This is a genomic window from Allobosea sp. CS1GBMeth4 (assembly GCF_900185715.1).
GTDB lineage: Bacteria > Pseudomonadota > Alphaproteobacteria > Rhizobiales > Beijerinckiaceae > Allobosea.
Genome location: NZ_FYAS01000009.1, coordinates 54018 through 70267 on the forward strand (window position 1 = coordinate 54018; position 16250 = coordinate 70267).

The 16250-nt window shown below is 68.3% G+C and carries 17 protein-coding genes; 16 read left to right on the top strand and 1 reads right to left on the bottom strand.

From position 1 onward, the window contains the following. Nucleotides 1-34: 34 nt before the first annotated feature. From CS1GBM4_RS05210 to CS1GBM4_RS05240, 7 genes are all read left to right on the top strand, one after another. Nucleotides 35-895, top strand: a complete 861-nt coding sequence (locus tag CS1GBM4_RS05210) for a CoA transferase subunit A (RefSeq protein WP_186417631.1) — start codon at nucleotides 35-37, stop codon at nucleotides 893-895. A gap of 4 nt (nucleotides 896-899) precedes the next feature. Next, on the top strand, nucleotides 900-1670 hold the full coding sequence (locus CS1GBM4_RS05215; RefSeq protein WP_186417632.1) for a CoA-transferase subunit beta: 771 nt from the start codon (nucleotides 900-902) through the stop codon (nucleotides 1668-1670). Then, nucleotides 1667-2377 carry a protocatechuate 3,4-dioxygenase subunit beta gene (gene pcaH, locus CS1GBM4_RS05220; RefSeq protein ID WP_186417633.1) on the top strand — a complete coding sequence of 237 codons (711 nt, stop codon included), beginning with the start codon at nucleotides 1667-1669 and terminating at the stop codon, nucleotides 2375-2377. Before CS1GBM4_RS05215 ends, pcaH begins: the two co-directional genes overlap by 4 nt. Further along, entirely contained in the window at nucleotides 2367-2942 is a 576-nt protein-coding gene (pcaG, locus tag CS1GBM4_RS05225; RefSeq protein WP_186417634.1) for a protocatechuate 3,4-dioxygenase subunit alpha, read from the top strand. The genes pcaH and pcaG overlap by 11 nt, the downstream gene beginning before the upstream one ends. Before the next feature lie 113 nt (nucleotides 2943-3055). Further along, nucleotides 3056-3952 (top strand): 2-dehydro-3-deoxygalactonokinase, encoded by an 897-nt coding sequence (locus tag CS1GBM4_RS05230; protein ID WP_186417635.1) that lies wholly within the window; start codon nucleotides 3056-3058, stop codon nucleotides 3950-3952. Next, nucleotides 3949-4857, top strand: coding sequence for a ribokinase (locus CS1GBM4_RS05235; protein ID WP_186417636.1), 909 nt, complete (start codon nucleotides 3949-3951; stop codon nucleotides 4855-4857). The genes CS1GBM4_RS05230 and CS1GBM4_RS05235 overlap by 4 nt, the downstream gene beginning before the upstream one ends. 171 nt (nucleotides 4858-5028) lie before the next feature. Continuing rightward, nucleotides 5029-6528: a phosphomannomutase/phosphoglucomutase gene (locus CS1GBM4_RS05240; protein ID WP_186417637.1), complete on the top strand. Its 1500-nt coding sequence runs from the start codon at nucleotides 5029-5031 to the stop codon at nucleotides 6526-6528. 84 nt (nucleotides 6529-6612) lie between these two features. Here the strand turns inward: CS1GBM4_RS05240 and CS1GBM4_RS05245 are convergent, their stop codons facing one another. Then, entirely contained in the window at nucleotides 6613-7170 is a 558-nt protein-coding gene (locus CS1GBM4_RS05245) for a pilus assembly protein N-terminal domain-containing protein (protein ID WP_244607064.1), read from the bottom strand. 413 nt (nucleotides 7171-7583) lie between these two features. Between CS1GBM4_RS05245 and CS1GBM4_RS05250 the strand changes: the two genes are divergently transcribed. The 9 genes from CS1GBM4_RS05250 to CS1GBM4_RS05290 all read left to right on the top strand — a co-directional run bounded on the left by CS1GBM4_RS05250 (nucleotide 7584) and on the right by CS1GBM4_RS05290 (nucleotide 16235). Then, the gene (locus CS1GBM4_RS05250; RefSeq protein WP_186417638.1) at nucleotides 7584-7751 is read left to right on the top strand and encodes a Flp family type IVb pilin; all 168 of its coding nucleotides are present in this window, start codon (nucleotides 7584-7586) and stop codon (nucleotides 7749-7751) included. A 135-nt stretch (nucleotides 7752-7886) separates the two neighbouring features. Continuing rightward, nucleotides 7887-8399, top strand: coding sequence for a prepilin peptidase (locus CS1GBM4_RS05255; protein ID WP_348522310.1), 513 nt, complete (start codon nucleotides 7887-7889; stop codon nucleotides 8397-8399). Between the two features lie 126 nt (nucleotides 8400-8525). After that, the gene (gene cpaB / locus CS1GBM4_RS05260; RefSeq protein WP_186417639.1) at nucleotides 8526-9302 is read left to right on the top strand and encodes a Flp pilus assembly protein CpaB; all 777 of its coding nucleotides are present in this window, start codon (nucleotides 8526-8528) and stop codon (nucleotides 9300-9302) included. Then, nucleotides 9299-10783, top strand: a complete 1485-nt coding sequence (locus CS1GBM4_RS05265) for a type II and III secretion system protein family protein (protein ID WP_244607065.1) — start codon at nucleotides 9299-9301, stop codon at nucleotides 10781-10783. The genes cpaB and CS1GBM4_RS05265 overlap by 4 nt, the downstream gene beginning before the upstream one ends. Before the next feature lie 28 nt (nucleotides 10784-10811). Further along, nucleotides 10812-11546 (top strand): CpaD family pilus assembly protein, encoded by a 735-nt coding sequence (locus CS1GBM4_RS05270; protein ID WP_244607066.1) that lies wholly within the window; start codon nucleotides 10812-10814, stop codon nucleotides 11544-11546. Further along, nucleotides 11546-12802: a CtpF protein gene (locus tag CS1GBM4_RS05275; protein WP_186417641.1), complete on the top strand. Its 1257-nt coding sequence runs from the start codon at nucleotides 11546-11548 to the stop codon at nucleotides 12800-12802. The genes CS1GBM4_RS05270 and CS1GBM4_RS05275 overlap by 1 nt, the downstream gene beginning before the upstream one ends. Before the next feature lie 2 nt (nucleotides 12803-12804). After that, nucleotides 12805-14247, top strand: coding sequence for a CpaF family protein (locus CS1GBM4_RS05280; RefSeq protein ID WP_186417642.1), 1443 nt, complete (start codon nucleotides 12805-12807; stop codon nucleotides 14245-14247). A 17-nt stretch (nucleotides 14248-14264) separates the two neighbouring features. Then, entirely contained in the window at nucleotides 14265-15245 is a 981-nt protein-coding gene (locus tag CS1GBM4_RS05285; protein ID WP_186417643.1) for a type II secretion system F family protein, read from the top strand. Nucleotides 15246-15257: 12 nt separating this feature from the next. After that, nucleotides 15258-16235 carry a type II secretion system F family protein gene (locus tag CS1GBM4_RS05290; RefSeq protein ID WP_186417644.1) on the top strand — a complete coding sequence of 326 codons (978 nt, stop codon included), beginning with the start codon at nucleotides 15258-15260 and terminating at the stop codon, nucleotides 16233-16235. Nucleotides 16236-16250 lie beyond the last annotated feature (15 nt).

Sequence of the window (16250 nt, forward strand, 5' to 3'; positions counted from 1 at the left end):
GTGCGATAATCGCACAACATGAGGAGATGTCAAGGTGGCGAGCTTCGTCTCCCTTCAGCAGGGGATCGAGGAGGTGCTGCGCGATGGCGACAGCGTCGCGATGGAGGGGTTCACCCATCTGATCCCGCATGCAGCCGGCCATGAGGCGATCCGCCAGGGCCGCCGGCGCCTGACGCTGATCCGGATGACGCCCGACATCGTCTATGACCAGATGATCGGCATGGGCTGTGCGCAGAAGCTGGTCTTCTCCTGGGGCGGCAATCCCGGGGTGGGCTCGCTCCACCGCCTGCGTGACGCGGTCGAGAACGGCTGGCCGCACCGGCTGGAGCTGGAGGAGCACAGCCATGCCGCCATGGCCAATGCCTACGAGGCCGGCGCGGCGAACCTGCCCTTCGCCGTCTTCCGCGGCTACAAGGGCGTCGACCTGCCCAAGGTCAATCCGGTGATCCGCTCGGTGACCTGCCCCTATACCGGCGAGGTGCTGGCGACGGTGCCGGCGCTCCGGCCCGACGCCGCGGTCATCCACGCGCTCAAGGCCGATCGCGAGGGCAATGTCCTGATCGAAGGCATCGTCGGCGTGCAGAAGGAGGCGGTGCTGGCGGCGAAGCGCTCGCTCGTGACGGTCGAGGAGATCGTCGAGGATTTCGGGCCGCGCAGCGCCAATGCGGTGATCCTGCCGTCCTGGACCGTCACCGCGATCGCGCATGTGCCGGGCGGCGCCTATCCGTCCTACGCTCACGGCTACTACAAGCGCGCCAACGAATTCTACATCGCCTGGGACAAGATCGCCCGCGATCGCGACAGCTTCTTGTCCTGGATCAAGGCGAACGTGTTCGGACAGGGGCCTGATGCCTTCGCCCGGCATGTCCGGCCGCAGGCTCGGGCGGCGGAGTGATGCGATGAGCCACACCCCTTCGGAGATGATGACCATCGCCGCGGCGCGGCTCCTGTCGAACGACGACGTCTGTTTCGTCGGCATCGGCGCGCCGTCCGCCGCCTGCAACCTCGCCCGGCTGACGCACGCGCCGAAGATCACGCTGATCTACGAATCCGGCACGCTCTCGACCCGGCCGGCCGTGCTGCCGCTCTCGATCGGCGACGGCGAGCTCTGCGACACCGCGCTGACCACCGTCTCCGTGCCGGAGATGTTCCGTTACTGGCTGCAGGGCGGGCGCATCACCATCGGCTTCCTCGGCGGCGCCCAGATCGACCGCTACGCCAACCTCAACACCACGGTAGTCGGCCCCTATGACGCGCCGAAGGTGCGGTTGCCCGGCGGCGGCGGCGCGCCCGAGATCGCTTCCAGCTGCGGCGAGATCTTCATCACCATGGCGATGGGCACCCGCGCCTTCGTCGACCGCCTGCCCTTCGTCACCTCCTTCGGCCACGGCTCCGGCAAGGGCGATCGCGAGAAGCTCGGCCTGGCGACCAGGGGCCCGACCAGGGTGATCACCGATCTGTGCGTGATGGAGCCCGATCCGGAAACCGCCGAGCTCACCGTCGTCTCGCTGCATCCCGGCGTGACGCGCGCGCAGGTCGAGGCCGCCTGCGGCTGGCCGCTGCGCTTCGCCGCCGCGCCGGCGGACACGCCGGCTCCGACCGCGGAGGAGCTCGCCATCCTGCGCGATCTCCACGCCCGCACCCGCAAAGCCCATGGAGTGGCGGCATGAGCCTGATCTTTCCGCGCAAGGGGCTGACGGCCCACCCGCTCAACAACTCGCCGGATTATCGCAGCACGCTGAAGCGGGCGCCGTCGCAGCCGCTGATCCTGCTGCCGCACATGCTGTCGGAGACGACGGGGCCCGTCTTCGGCCATGTCGCGGTCTCCGAAACCGACAGCGATCTGACGCGCCACCATGCCGGCGAGCCGCTCGGCGAGCGCATCATCGTCAGCGGCCGCGTCCTCGACGAGGATGGACGGCCGGTGCCGCACACGCTGATCGAGATCTGGCAGGCCAATGCCGCCGGCCGCTATGTTCACGTCAAGGACCAGCACCCGGCGCCGCTCGACCCCAACTTCACCGGGGCGGGGCGCGCCCTCACCGATGCGGAAGGGCGCTACCGCTTCGTCACCATCAAGCCGGGCGCCTATCCCTGGCGCAATCACCACAATGCCTGGCGGCCCGCCCATATCCATTTCTCGCTGTTCGGGCCGAGCTTCCTGTCGCGGGTGATCACCCAGATGTATTTCCCGGGCGATCCGCTCTTCCCCTTCGACCCGATCTTCCAGTCGATCACCGAGGAGCGGGCGCGCAACCGGCTGATCTCGCGCTTCGACCTCGACACGACCCAGCCGGAATGGGCGCTGGGCTACAGGTTCGACATCGTGCTGCGCGGCCGCGAGGCGACGCCGACGGAGGAGCCGCATGAGCATTGAGAAGCCGGACGGCCTGACCCCGTCCCAGACCATCGGTCCCTTCTTCGCCTACGGGCTGACGCCGCGCGCCTATGGCAGGCCGGAGCTCGCCACCGAGCAGGTCGCGGGCGAAAGCGTCGCCGGCGAGCGCATCCGCATCGAGGGCAGGGTCCTCGACGGCGACGGCGAGCCGGTCGGCGATGCGATGATCGAGACTTGGCAGGCCGATTCCGAGGGCCGGTTCCAGGCGGCCGGCAATGCCGGCTTCACCGGCTTCGGACGGGCCGAGGCCACCGCCGAAGGGGCGTTCTTCTTCGAGACGGTTCGCCCCGGAGCGCTGCCGGGGCCGAACGGGTCGCGGCAGGCGCCGCATCTGGCCGTATCGATCTTCGCCCGCGGCCTTCTGGTCAGGCTGGCGACGCGGATCTACTTCGATGACGAGCCGGGCAATGCGCAGGATCCGGTGCTGGCCCTGGTGCCGGCGGAGCGCCGCGGCACGCTGATCGCCAGACGCGGCGCCGACGGCGTCTTCCGCTTCGACATCCGTCTGCAGGGCGAGGGCGAGACGGTCTTTTTCGACCTCTGAGGCTTGGCCGTCATGCCCGGGCTTGACCCGGGCATCTCCGGCAGGAAGATTCCCGGCTCTACGCTTCGCTTCGGCCGGGAATGACGGACGAACAAGCCCTGCCGGAGCCTGCCATGGCCAAACCCCTGATCGCGCTCGACTGGGGCACGACGCGCGCCCGCGCCTTCCTCATCGGCGAGGATGGCGCCGTTCTGGCGAAACGCGTCGCCGACCGCGGCATCCAGTCGGTGCCATCGGGCGGCTTCCCGGCCGCCTTCGCCGAGATCGCCGGCGAGCTCCGCCGGGCCCGCCCCGACGCGGCCGTGCTGCTCGCCGGCATGGTCGGCAGCCGCAATGGCTGGGTCGAGGCGCCCTATGTCGCCTGCCCGGCGCGTGCGGAAGACATCGCTGCCGCGGGCCTGGTCGTTACGCTCGACGACGGCACGCGGGCAACCGTCCTGCCCGGCCTCTCCTACGACGATGGCGCCTTCGACGTGATGCGCGGCGAGGAGACGCTGATCGTCGGTCTCGGCCTGGCCGACGGCGTCGCCTGCCTGCCCGGCACCCATTCGAAATGGGTCGAGGTCGAGGGTGGCCGCATCACCCGATTCGCCAGCTTCATGACCGGCGAGGTTTACGGCCTGCTGCGCGAGCAATCGATCCTGTCGCGGCTGGCCAGCCAGCCGATCGGCGACGATGCCGCCGAAGGCGCGAGCCGTGGGCTCGCGGCGGCGCGGCGGCCGGGCGGGCTGCTCAATGCCGCTTTCCATGCCCGCAGCGAGGTTCTCGCCGGGCGCATGAGCGGCGGTGCGGTCGGCCCCTATCTCTCGGCCCTGCTGGTGGCGCAGGAGATCGAGGGCGCCCGCGCCCTGTTCGGTGGCCTCGCCAATCTCAAGCTCGTGGCGGATGGCGTGCTCGCGCAGAGTTATGGCCGGGCGCTCGCGGCAGCCGGGCTCGACCATGCGCTGGTCACGCCGGAGGATGCTTTCGTCGCCGGCGTGAGCCGGCTCGCCCGGGATCTCGCGGCATGATCATCGTCTTCGGCTCGCTCAATGTCGATCTGGTGACGCCGGTCGAGCGCCTGCCCGGCCCGGGCGAGACCGTCATCGGCCCCGGCTACGCCCTGCACCCCGGCGGCAAGGGCGCCAACCAGGCGCTGGCGGCGCGCCGCGCCGGCGCGGCGGTGACGCTGGTCGGCGCGGTCGGTCGCGACGGCTTCGCCGGGATCGCGCTCGATCTCCTGGCGAAGGACGGCGTCGAGCTGAGCCATGTCGCCCGCCTGGAGGCGCCGACCGGCGCGGCCTTCATCGCCGTCGACGCCCACGGCGCCAATCAGATCGTCGTGGCGGCCGGGGCCAATGCGCTGGCGAAGGCCGATGCCGTCGCGGGCCTCAGGCCGGGCGAGGGCGACCTGCTCCTGCTCCAGCGCGAGGTTCCGGAGGCCGAATGCCTGCGGGCCGCAAAGGCGATGCGCGCCGGCGGTGGCCGGGTGATTCTCAATCTCGCCCCCGCCGGGACGCCGGCGCCGGAGCTGCTGGCGCTCACCGACATCCTGATCGTCAACGAGCATGAGGCGCTGATTCTGGCCCGTTCGTTCGGCTGGGGCGAGACCGAGCCCGACGCGATCGCCCGGCGCATCGACGGCGAGCGCGGCATCGCCTGCATCGTCACGCTTGGCGCTGCCGGTGCGGTCGGCTGGCATGGCGGCGTCAGGCGCCGGCTCGAGGCACCGGTCGTCGACGCGGTCGACACGGTCGCGGCCGGCGACAGCTTCGTCGGCGCCTTCGCCGCCGCGCTGCAGGCCGGCTTCGGCTTTTCCGGCGCTGTTCAGCGCGGGCTCGCGGCCGGCTCGCTCGCCTGCACGGTCGCCGGCGCCCAGCCGAGCGTGCCGCGCCGCGAGGCGATCGAGGCGCTGGTCGGCAGCAGCTTCCTGTAGGGCGTCCGGCATTCCGCTTCCGTCGTCGATCGGCTATGCCGGGCTTGCGTCCCGGCGCTGCCATGCTCAGGCTGCATTCATGTCGCCTGTGGCCTGTCCGTTCCGCAGCGTCCCGTTGCATGGTTTCCGCGCAGGCCCCGCGGCCGGCGCTCCTCGAAGATGGATGGCCCGATGTTTCCGACGCCCCTGCCCGAGCTCTTCCCGAACACCTTCGAATACGAATCGCTGCCGATGGTGAAGCCCACGGGCTTCCGCGAATACGATGCCCGCTGGTTCTTCGGGAAGGAGCTCAACCTGATGGGCGTCCAGGCCGTCGGCATGGGCCTGGGCACGCTGATCAAGCGCATGGGCGTCAAGCCCGAGATCGTCACCGGCCATGATTTCCGCGGCTACTCCGCCTCGATCAAGATGGCCCTGGTCACCGGCCTGATGGCGGCCGGCTGCAAGGTCCACGACATCGGCCTCGCCATGTCGCCCATGGCCTATTTCGCCCAGTTCGCGCTCGACGTGCCCTGCGTCGCCATGGTCACCGCCTCGCATAACGACAATGGCTGGACCGGCGTGAAGATGGGCGCGCAGCGTCCCGTCACCTTTGGCCCGGACGAGATGGGCCAGCTGCGCGACATCGTGCTCGCCGCCGATTTCGACCTGTCCGGCGGCGGCTCCTATGAGTTCGTGCCGGATTTCCCGGCGCGCTACGTCGCCGACCTGACCAACCGCCCCAGGATCACCCGCAAGCTCAAGGTCATCGCCGCCTGCGGCAACGGCACGGCCGGCGCCTTCGCGCCGAAGATCCTGGAGGCGATCGGCTGCGAGGTCATCCCGATGGATGCCGAGCTCGACCATTCCTTCCCGCGCTACAATCCGAACCCCGAAGACATGAAGATGCTGCACGCCATGGCCGACGCCGTGAAGCAGCACGGCGCCGATGTCGCGCTTGGCTTCGACGGCGACGGCGACCGCTGCGGCGTCGTCGACAACCATGGCGAGGAGATCTTCGCCGACAAGATCGGCGTGATGCTGGCGCGCGACCTCGGCAAGCTGCATCCGGGCGCCCAATTCGTCGTCGACGTCAAGTCGACCGGCCTGTTCTCGACCGATCCCGAACTGCAGAAGCTCGGTGTGAAGACCGACTACTGGAAGACCGGCCACTCCTACATCAAGCGCCGCGTCCGCGACCTGCAGGCGCTCGCCGGCTTCGAGAAGTCCGGCCACTTCTTCTTCAACGCGCCGGTCGGCCGCGGCTATGACGACGGCGTCGTCACCGCCATCGCGGTGATCGACATGCTCGACCGCAACCCGGGCAAGTCGATGGCCGAGCTCTACGCCGCCGTGCCGAAGACCTGGGGCACGCCGACCATGGCGGCCAAATGCGCCGACGAGGTCAAATACGGCGTCAGCGACAAGATCACCCGGCGCATCGAGGCGATGCGGGCGGCTGGCCAGACCATCGCCGGCCAAGCCATTCGCGACGTCATCACCGTCAACGGCGTGCGCGTCGTCAACGAGGACGGCACCTGGGGCCTGATCCGCGCCTCCTCGAACAAGCCGGAGCTGGTCGTGGTCTGCGAGAGCCCGGTCTCGGAGGCGCGCATGCGCGAGATGTTCAAGGCGATCGACGGCGTCCTGCGCGAGAACCCGGAAGTCGGCGCCTACAACCAGACGATCTGAGCAAGAGCACGCTGCGAAGAAGTGGCAACGGTTTTTCGCAGCGTGCTCTAAACTACTGGAATCGCCGCGGCTGGCGCGGGGAGCCTACTTCTTCTCCGCGCCCGTCGCCGCCGCGTTGCGGGCGCCGCTCTGGCCGTTGGCGCCGTCGAAGAAGCTCTTGGAATCGCCGAGCTGCGCGCTCGGCTGGCAGACCGGCGTGCAGGAATAGCTTTCGCGCTCGAGGCCGCGCTGCACGGTCAGGATCGAATCGCTGGCGGCGCCGACGCGGACGGTGGACTCGGCCAGCAGCGCTCCGGTCGCGTCCAGCGCGATCAGATTGGTGACGCCGAAGCTCTTGCCGGTGACGATCATCACGCCGTTGCGCTGGACCGTGACGTCGGCGATCGCCGGATTGCCGACGATCACCGTCTGCGCCTTCTCGGGCAGACGCAGCACCTTGGCGTGGTCGACCGTCACCGCCACGGACTCCGCCTTCGCTTCACCCGCTTCGCCGCGGGTTTCCGCTGGCGGGGCGGCGACGAGCCTCGCCTGCGCCTGCGCCCGACCGGCCGTCAGGCCGAGCCCGCCGGCGGCCGCCGACAGGGCGCAGAGAAGAGCCGGGAAGCATCGGAAGAGCCGCGACCCCGGCATCGCAATCGACATGGCTCGCGCCTCAAGGTTTCGAACAGGGCGAGGAAAGCCGAAAATGATGAACCAATTCCTAAGACGCCGGTGTTTGGCGCAGGCCGACTTGTCCGTCGCGGGGCCAAAACTGTCGACGCCGAGTGAAATCTGGAAAGGCCGCGCCGTTGCCCTTGTCATGACCAAGCGTCATATTTGACGACAAAGTCAGGACGTTGGGATGTGATTTGCCTTGGTGAAAGTTTTATACAAGTCGTTAACTGTAGTTTCTCGATAAAAGCACGTTAACCATCTAGGGAAGACCTGTAAAATTCGGCGAATTATTGGGTCGCCTTAACTGATCGGCAAGGCGGGCCGGGTAGTGTCCTCCCTGTCGCTGACCGAAGCCGCTGAGAGCAAAGGCAGCAGTCAAACGTGGTGCAAAGGAGCTACCCATGAAGAACCTGTTCGCGCGCTTCGCCAAGGACGAGTCCGGCGCGACCGCCATCGAATACGGCCTGATCGCCGCCCTGATCGCCGTGGTCTGCATCGGCACCTGGACCGCTATCGGCCCGGCGCTCAACGCCCGCTTCCAGCAGGTCCTCGCCGGCCTCGGCGGCTGATCGGTCTCGGCGCGGGAAAATTCTCCACGCCCCGGACATCGTCCGGGGCGTTTCTCGTTCGGGCGCTAGGATACGTAAGGCTTTGGTGACGCGCGGAACCTACGGTGCCGGCGTTTCCTTCTTGGGATCGACGTCATGTCAATGTCGCTGATTGCCGTTCTCGTCATTTTCCCTGCTGCAATGGCCTATGCTGCTGCGAGCGATCTCGTGACCATGACGATACCGAACTGGCTCTGCCTGCTGCTGCTCGCGGCGTTCGGGCTGTGCGCCGCGTCGATCGGACTTGGCTGGGTCGCATCCGGCTGGCATCTCGCCGCCGGGTTGACGGTGCTCGCTGTCTGCTTCGGCTTGTTTGCGGCCGGCTGGATCGGCGGCGGGGATGCGAAGCTTGCGGCCGTGACGGCACTCTGGCTCGGCTTCGATCAGTTACTCCCCTATTTCTTCATTGCCTCACTGGGCGGCGGGCTTCTGACCGTGCTGATCCTCAGGTTGCGCGCCGTGCCGCTGCCGGCGCTCGCGAGCGGATGGGGCTGGGCGCGGCGCTTGCACGACACCAAGCAGGGCGTGCCCTACGGGATCGCGCTCGCTGCCGCCGCGCTCGTGATTCTTCCCGACACAGCGATATGGCGGGCAGCCATCGGCATGTGAGCGCCAGGTTCCCGTTCCGGAACGGCCGATCCGCACAAAAAGATACCTCCGATTAACCATAAGTTGACAATTCGAGAGCCACGATCCGGCTGAGGGTCGGCGCATGCCGGCCAAGGATCATGTGCCATGAGTCCCGCCCGCATCATCATTCTCGCCGTCGCAGTGGTGGCAGGCCTCGCCGCCGCCCTGCTGGTCGCCCGCCCGCCGAAGGTCACGACGCCGTCGGTGACCACATACGAGCCGGCGCCGACGGTCGAGGTGCTGGTCGCGGCCGCCGATGTCCCGCTCGGCAACAAGCTCGCCGCCGGAGACCTCAAATGGCTGGCCTGGCCGCTCGCCAGCCTGCCCGCCGGCGTCATCCGCCGCCAGGACCTGCCGGAGGGCGAGGGCGAGTTCGTCGGCCAGATCGCCCGCGCGCCGCTCTACGGCTCCGAGCCGATCCGCCGCGAGAAGCTGCTCAAGGCCGAATCCGGCTTCCTCTCGGCGATCCTGCCGCAAGGCAAGCGCGCCGTCGCGATCACCACCGATAATCGCGGGGCCAGCACCGCCGGCGGCTTCATCCTGCCCAATGACCGTGTCGACGTGATCTACACCAGCCGCGACGACAGCAATTCCAAGGATGGTTCGCCCGCCGCCAGCGAGACCCTGATCGGCAATGTCCGCGTGCTGGCGATCGGCCAGAGCATCCAGGAGAAGAACGGCGAGAAGGTCGTGGTCGGCGAGACCGCGACGCTCGAGCTCGATCCGAGACAGGTCGAGGCCGTGACGCTGGCGCAGAAGACCGGAACCCTCTCCCTGGCGCTGCGCAGCCTGCAGGACGCCGGCGACAAGAGCCCGCCCAGCGGGGACGGGGGCCTTACGCTCGTCCGCTACGGCGTCGTCACCAAGACGGTGAAGCCATGACCCCGATCGCGACATCCGCCATGCGCCAGCCGCGCCGCCACCGTGCCTTGGCCCTGTCCCTGACGCTCCTGCCCATCATCGCCCTGCTCGGCGTCGCGCCGGTGCTGGCGCAGCAGAAGGGCGCCGCGCCGGTTCTCAATGTCGGCGCCAGCGAGCACGCGGTCTCGCGCCGGCTCGATCTCTCGATCGGGCGTTCGCTGATCGTCGAATTGCCGCGCGACGCCAAGGAGGTCTTCGTCGCCAATCCGAAGGTGGCGAACGCCGTGGTCCGCTCGGCCCGCAAGCTCTTCGTCATCGGCATGGCCGACGGCTCGACCTCCATGTTCGTGATGGACGCCGAGGGCCGGCAGATCACGGCGCTGGAGATCGAGGTCGGCCGCGACCTCAACGTGCTGCGGCAGACGCTGCGCACGGCAATGCCGGGCGCCGACATCCAGGTCAAGCCGGCGGGGAATTCGATCCTGCTGGTCGGCAATGTCGCGAGCGCCTCCGAGGCGACGCAGGCCATGGACATCGCCAACGCCTTCGTCGGCATCTCCGGTGAGGGGCAGAACGCGACCAAGGGCGCGGTGATCAACTCGCTCACCATCCGCGGCCGTGATCAGGTCATGGTCAAGGTCACGGTTTCCGAAGTCGCCCGCAGGGCGATCAAGCAGCTCGGCATCAACTCGACGGGCGAGTGGAAGCTCGGCAAGTTCAGCATCACCCCGACCATCGACACGCCGTTCTCGCTGCAGCCGCAGCAGCTGGCCGCGACGGCGATCGGCGCCGGCATCGGCAACTCGACCAACGTCACCATGCGGGCGCTCGAGCGCGCTGGCCTGTCGCGCGTGCTCGCCGAGCCGACCGTCACGGCAATCTCCGGCGAGAGCGCCAAGTTCACCGCCGGCGGCGATATCCCGATCCCGAACGGCTACACCTGCGACAACACCAATCGCTGCGTCCTGAACATCACCTACAAGCCCGTCGGCGTGTCCCTGAACTTCACGCCGATCGTGATGTCGGAGGGCAAGATCTCGATGCGCATCGCCACCGAGGTGACGGAACTCGACTTCGAAAACCAGCTTCGTCTCAACCCCACCGAGACCACGGCGGTCAACGCTCCCGGCTTCCGGACGCGCAAATCCGACACCACCGTCGAGCTGCCCTCCGGCGGCACCCTCGCCACGGCGGGCCTGATCCAGCGGGTCTCGCGCCAGGCGATCAACGGCATGCCCGGGCTGATGAACATTCCGATCATCGGCACGCTGTTCCGCTCGCGCGACTACCAGCGCGAGGAGACCGAGCTGATGATCGCCGTGACGCCCTACATCGTGAAGCCGGTCGGCCCGAACGGGCTGCAGCGGCCGGATGACGGTTTCGTCGAGGCGCACGACGCCCAGACGATCCTGATGGGGCGGCTGAACAAGATCTACGGATCGACCAGCGGCGGGCCGATTCCGCAGGCCTACAAGGGCCGCGTCGGCTTCATCGCCGATTGAGGACGGGGCTGCGAGAAGGATGGCGATCGTGACCGTGACCAGCAAGCCCCACCGCGGCGGACAGGCGGCGCTGCCGGCCGCGCTCGCCGCCGCGCTCCTGCTCGGCGCCTGCGCCAGGGGCGACATCTCGACCTCGGGCATCCCGACCGATACCCGCGAGCGCCACCCGATCGTGCTGCGCGATGCGCCGCGCTCGCTCGACGTCTTCGTCGGACGGGCCGGCGGCGCTCTCGACCCGCGTCAGACCGAGGACGTCGCCCGCTTCGGCGAGGATTACCGCCGCAGCGGCAGGGGCGGTCTCGTCGCCGAGGTGCCGACCGGCACCGGGCGCGACCTCGCCGCCCGCGACACGCTCGACGGTATCCGCCGTTCGCTCGCCCGCGCCGGCGTGTCACCCGGCTCGCTCTCGGTCAGGACCTACGCGGTCGCCGATCCCGGCCTCGCCTCGCCCATCCGCCTCACCTACGCCTCGCTGCAGGCTGGACTGCCGCATTCCTGCGGGCAATGGCCGGCCGATCTCGGCGTCTCCAGCTACAAGGGGGATGCGATGAACGAGCCCTATTGGAACCTCGGCTGCGCCAGCCAGGCCAATCTCGCGGCGCAGATCGCCGACCCGCTCGATCTTGTGCGGGCCCGCAGCGAAGGCCGGCTCGATACGCAAAAGCGCATGGAGGCGGTCAAGAAACTGCGCGAGGGCAAGGACCCCTCGACGCAATATCGCCAGGAGCAGACCAAGCTCAGCGACGCCGTCGGAGGCAAATGATGGCGAGCACGCCGGAACTCGAGCCGGGCATGGCCAGCGAGGAGATCATCGCCCCGCTGCCGCGCATCACCTTGCAGGCCTTCTGCGAGACGCAGGAGGTCGCCGGCGTGATGCAGGCGGTGGCGGCCGACCGGCGCATGGGCAAGGTCCAGGCCCGTGTCCAGATGGGCGGCCCCGCCGCCGCGGTCGAAGCCTTCCGGGCCGCGCCGACCCCGAACGTGATCGTGCTCGAAACCGTCAGCGACCCGCCGGCATTGATCGCCCATCTCGACGCGCTCGCCGAGAGCTGCGACCCCGGCACCAAGGTCGTCGTCATCGGCCATGTCAACGACATCCAGCTCTATCGCGAGCTGATTCGGCGCGGCGTCAGCGACTATCTCGTCGCCCCCTTCGGCATTCTCGATCTGCTGCGCACCTTGTCCGAGCTCTACGCCACGGCCGGCTCGGCGGCGCTCGGCCGCTCCATGGCGATCGTCGGCGCGAAGGGCGGCGTCGGCGCCTCGACGGTGGCGCACAACGTCGCCTGGGCCATCGCCCGCGACCTGCTCGCCTCGACGGTGATCGCCGATCTCGACATTCCCTTCGGCACCGCCGGGCTGGATTTCAACCAGGATCCGCCGCAGGGCATCGCCGATGCCGTCTTCGCGCCGGACCGGCTCGACGCCAACATGCTCGACCGGCTGCTCTCGCGCTGCAGCGACAATCTTGCTCTGCTCGCCGCGCCGGCGATGCTGGACCGGACCATCGACCTCGGCGAGGAGGCGTTCGACCTCCTGTTCGACCTGTTGCGCGCCAGCGTGCCCTGCATCGTGCTCGACGTGCCGCATCTGTGGACCGGCTGGGCCAGGCGCGCTCTGATCGGCGCCGACGAGGTCGCGATCGTCGCCGCGCCCGAGCTCGCCTCGCTGCGCAACGCCAAGAATCTGGTGGATCTGCTGCGGGCGGCGCGCCCCAACGACGCCATCCCGCGCCTGATCCTGAACCAGGTCGGCCTGCCGAAGCGGCCGGAGATCGAGGCCGGCGAATTCGCCAAGGCGCTCGGCATCGAGGTGCTGAGCGCGATCCCGTTCGATGCCCAGCTCTTCGGGACCGCGGCCAATAACGGCCAGATGATCGCCGAGATCCAGTCCAGCGGCAAAGTGGCCGAAGCCTTCGGCCATATCGCGACGGTCCTCACCGGGCGTGGCGAACAGAAGCGCGCCAGGCGCAGCCTGTTCGAGCCGCTGGTGGCCAAGCTGATCCGTCGGAAGGCCTGACGATGTTCGGCAAGCGACAGGCGAACGCCCCGGCGCCGCTGAAAGGGCAGAGCGCCGCCCCGGCCGCAGCGCCGCGGCAGCCCGAGCTGCGCCCGGCCGCCGCCGAGGCGCGCCGGCCGGCGCCGCCGCCGCCGCCGGTCGAGGCGCCGAAGTCCGAAGACTACTACCAGATGAAGAGCATGATCTTCGGTGCTCTCATCGAGGCGATCGATCTCTCGCAGCTCGCCAAGCTCGACGGCGAGTCGGCCCGCGAGGAAATCCGCGACATCATCAACGAGATCATCTCGCTGAAGAACGTCGTGCTCTCGATCTCCGAGCAGGAAGAGCTGCTCGACGACATCTGCAACGACGTGCTCGGCTATGGACCGCTGGAGCCGCTGCTCGCCCGCGACGACATCGCCGACATCATGGTCAACGGCGCCGGCCGGACCTATATCGAGACCGGCGGCAAGATTCAGCTGACCAGTATCCGCTTCCGCGACAACGCGCAGCTGATGAACATCTGCCAGCGCATCGTCAGCCAGGTCGGCCGCCGCGTCGACGAGGCCTCGCCGATCTGCGATGCCCGTCTCGCGGACGGCTCGCGCGTCAACGTCATCGCGCCGCCGCTCGCGATCGACGGGCCGGCGCTGACCATCCGCAAGTTCAAGAAGGACAAGCTGACGCTGGATCAGCTCGTGCGCTTCGGGGCGATCTCGCCGCCCGGCGCCGAAATTCTCAAGATCATCGGGCGGGTCCGCTGCAATGTCGTGATCTCGGGCGGGACCGGCTCGGGCAAGACGACGCTGCTCAACTGCCTGACCAACTACATCGAGAACGACGAGCGGGTGATCACCTGCGAGGACGCGGCCGAGCTGCAGCTGCAGCAGCCGCATGTCGTACGCCTCGAGACGCGGCCGCCCAATCTCGAGGGATCGGGCGCGGTGACGATGCGCGATCTCGTCAAGAACTGCCTGCGCATGCGCCCCGAGCGCATCATCGTCGGCGAGGTGCGCGGACCGGAGGCCTTCGACCTGCTGCAGGCGATGAACACCGGCCATGACGGCTCCATGGGCACGCTGCACGCCAACACGCCGCGCGAGTGCCTGAGCCGTATCGAATCGATGATCACCATGGGCGGCTTCAGCCTGCCGTCGAAGACGCTGCGCGAGATGATCTGCTCGTCGATCGACGTGATCATCCAGGCGCAGCGCATGCGCGACGGCTCGCGCCGCATCACCCACATCACCGAGGTGATGGGCATGGAGGGCGACGTCATCATCACCCAGGACCTGATGACCTACGACGTGCTCGGCGAGGATCCGAACGGCCGCCTGATCGGCCGGCACCGTTCGACCGGCATCGGCCGGCCGCGCCTCTGGGAGCGCGCCCGCTATTTCGGCGACGAGCAGAGGCTCGCCGCGGCGCTCGACCAGCTCGAGGCCGAGAGCCAGGCCGACGCCTGAGCGGAAAAGGGCACGTCATGGACTATGGCCAGATCGCTGCCGTCATCCTCGCCGCCGTCTCGGCGGGCGGCGTCGCCTATGCGCTGTTCTATCCGGCGCTGAGCGGCCAGGCGCGGGTCGAGCAGCGCCGCCGCGAGTTCGCCGCTCCGGCCGCAGTCCGCGCCGCGGCCGATCGCGAGGCGCAGAGCCAGGCCCGGCGCGGGCAGGTCGCGCAGAGCCTGAAGGATATCGAGAATCGCGAGAAGGCGCGCCACAAGGTTACCATCGAAGGCCGGATCGAACAGGCCGGGCTGTCCTGGTCGCGCAAGCACTATTGGCTGCTCGGCGTCGCCCTCGCCACCGTCCTGGCCATCGTGCTCCTGATCACCTCGGGCAATTGGGTCCTGGTGCTGGTCGGCTTCCTCGTCGGCCTGCTCGGCCTGCCGCGCTGGTACCTGACCTACCTCGCCAAGAAGCGGATGCTGCGTTTCATCAACGAATTTCCGAACGCGCTCGACGTCATCGTGCGCGGCATCAAGTCGGGCCTGCCGCTGAACGACTGCCTGCGGATCATCGCCAGCGAGGCCCAGGAGCCGGTCAAGACGGAGTTCCGGCTGATCATCGAAGCGCAGACGCTCGGCCTGTCGCTGACCGACGCCGCCACCAAGCTGTATGAGCGCATGCCTTGCACGGAGGCCAATTTCTTCGGCATCGTCCTGGCGATCCAGCAGAAGACCGGCGGCAATCTCGCCGAGACCTTGGCCAACCTATCGCGCGTGATCCGCGAGCGCCGCAAGATGCGCGACAAGATCAAGGCCGTGTCGATGGAAGCCAAGGCGTCTGCTGCGATCATCGGCTCCTTGCCCCCGGCGGTCGCCGGCCTCGTTTATCTGACGAGCCCCGGCTATATGGACGCCCTCTTCTACACGAATGCCGGGCGTATCGCGTTGGCTGGCTGCGGCATCTGGATGATGATCGGCGTGCTGGTCATGCGCAAGATGATCAACTTCGAGATCTGAGGAGCTTTCGCCATGGTCGCGCTCCTGATCGACAGTCTCACGGATATGAGGGTCCTGCTTGCCCTGGTCGGCGGAGTGGCCGTGGCCGTCACGATCATGACCGTGGCGGCGCCCCTGCTCGAAGGCAACGTCCTGGGCAAGCGAATGAAATCAGTCGCCACCGAACGGGACAAGATTCGTGCCCGGGAGCGGGACCGGCTGGCGCGCCAAGTGGACAAGGTCTCGCTCCGCCAGGAACCGAAGGCGTTCATGCGAACCATCGTCGAGCGTTTCAAGCTCGGCGACTGGCTGGGGACAGAGACCGCCAAGAAGCAGCTCACCATGGCGGGCTTCCGCGGTCAGCAGGCCGAGGTCGCCTTCCTGTTCTTCAGGCTGGTCACGCCGATCGGCCTCTTTTTATTCGCGTTGTTCTACGTGTTCGTGCTCAACGACCTCGGCCAGACGGCCATCGTGCGGGTCGGGATCGTGATCGGCGCCGCCTATCTCGGCATCAAGGCGCCGGAGATCTACCTTTCGAACGCGACGAGCAAGCGTCAGCTCTCGATGCGGCGGGCCTTCCCGGACGCGCTCGATCTGATGCTGATCTGCGTCGAATCGGGCATGTCGATCGAGCTGGCCTTCCGCAAGGTCTCGACCGAGATCGGCAGCCAGTCGGTTCCCCTCGCCGAGGAGTTCGCACTCTGCACCGCCGAGCTCTCCTATCTCTCCGAACGTCGGCAGGCTTATGAGAATCTCGCCGCGCGCACCGGTCTGGAATCGGTGAAGTCCGTCTGCACCGCGCTGATCCAGGCCGAGCGCTACGGCACGCCGCTGGGAACCGCCCTGCGCACGCTCGCGCAGGAAAGCCGCGACCAGCGGATGAACGAGGCCGAGAAGAAGGCCGCGGCCCTGCCGCCGAAGCTGACGGTGCCGATGATCCTGTTCTTCCTGCCGGTCCTGTTCGTGGTGATCATGACCCCGGCTGTCCTCAAGGTGTTCGCCACCATGTGAGGCGCCGGAGGGCTC

Coding starts and splice junctions, on each gene's coding strand:
- CS1GBM4_RS05255 (WP_348522310.1), top strand. CDS start 7,887: ATGTCAATGTCGCTGATTGCCGTTCTCGTCATTTTCCCTGCTGCAATG.
- CS1GBM4_RS05285 (WP_186417643.1), top strand. CDS start 14,265: ATGGACTATGGCCAGATCGCTGCCGTCATCCTCGCCGCCGTCTCGGCG.
- CS1GBM4_RS05245 (WP_244607064.1), bottom strand. CDS start 7,170: ATGTCGATTGCGATGCCGGGGTCGCGGCTCTTCCGATGCTTCCCGGCT.
- CS1GBM4_RS05240 (WP_186417637.1), top strand. CDS start 5,029: ATGTTTCCGACGCCCCTGCCCGAGCTCTTCCCGAACACCTTCGAATAC.
- pcaH (WP_186417633.1), top strand. CDS start 1,667: ATGAGCCTGATCTTTCCGCGCAAGGGGCTGACGGCCCACCCGCTCAAC.
- pcaG (WP_186417634.1), top strand. CDS start 2,367: ATGAGCATTGAGAAGCCGGACGGCCTGACCCCGTCCCAGACCATCGGT.
- CS1GBM4_RS05235 (WP_186417636.1), top strand. CDS start 3,949: ATGATCATCGTCTTCGGCTCGCTCAATGTCGATCTGGTGACGCCGGTC.
- cpaB (WP_186417639.1), top strand. CDS start 8,526: ATGAGTCCCGCCCGCATCATCATTCTCGCCGTCGCAGTGGTGGCAGGC.
- CS1GBM4_RS05215 (WP_186417632.1), top strand. CDS start 900: ATGAGCCACACCCCTTCGGAGATGATGACCATCGCCGCGGCGCGGCTC.
- CS1GBM4_RS05275 (WP_186417641.1), top strand. CDS start 11,546: ATGGCGAGCACGCCGGAACTCGAGCCGGGCATGGCCAGCGAGGAGATC.
- CS1GBM4_RS05290 (WP_186417644.1), top strand. CDS start 15,258: ATGGTCGCGCTCCTGATCGACAGTCTCACGGATATGAGGGTCCTGCTT.
- CS1GBM4_RS05230 (WP_186417635.1), top strand. CDS start 3,056: ATGGCCAAACCCCTGATCGCGCTCGACTGGGGCACGACGCGCGCCCGC.
- CS1GBM4_RS05250 (WP_186417638.1), top strand. CDS start 7,584: ATGAAGAACCTGTTCGCGCGCTTCGCCAAGGACGAGTCCGGCGCGACC.
- CS1GBM4_RS05265 (WP_244607065.1), top strand. CDS start 9,299: ATGACCCCGATCGCGACATCCGCCATGCGCCAGCCGCGCCGCCACCGT.
- CS1GBM4_RS05280 (WP_186417642.1), top strand. CDS start 12,805: ATGTTCGGCAAGCGACAGGCGAACGCCCCGGCGCCGCTGAAAGGGCAG.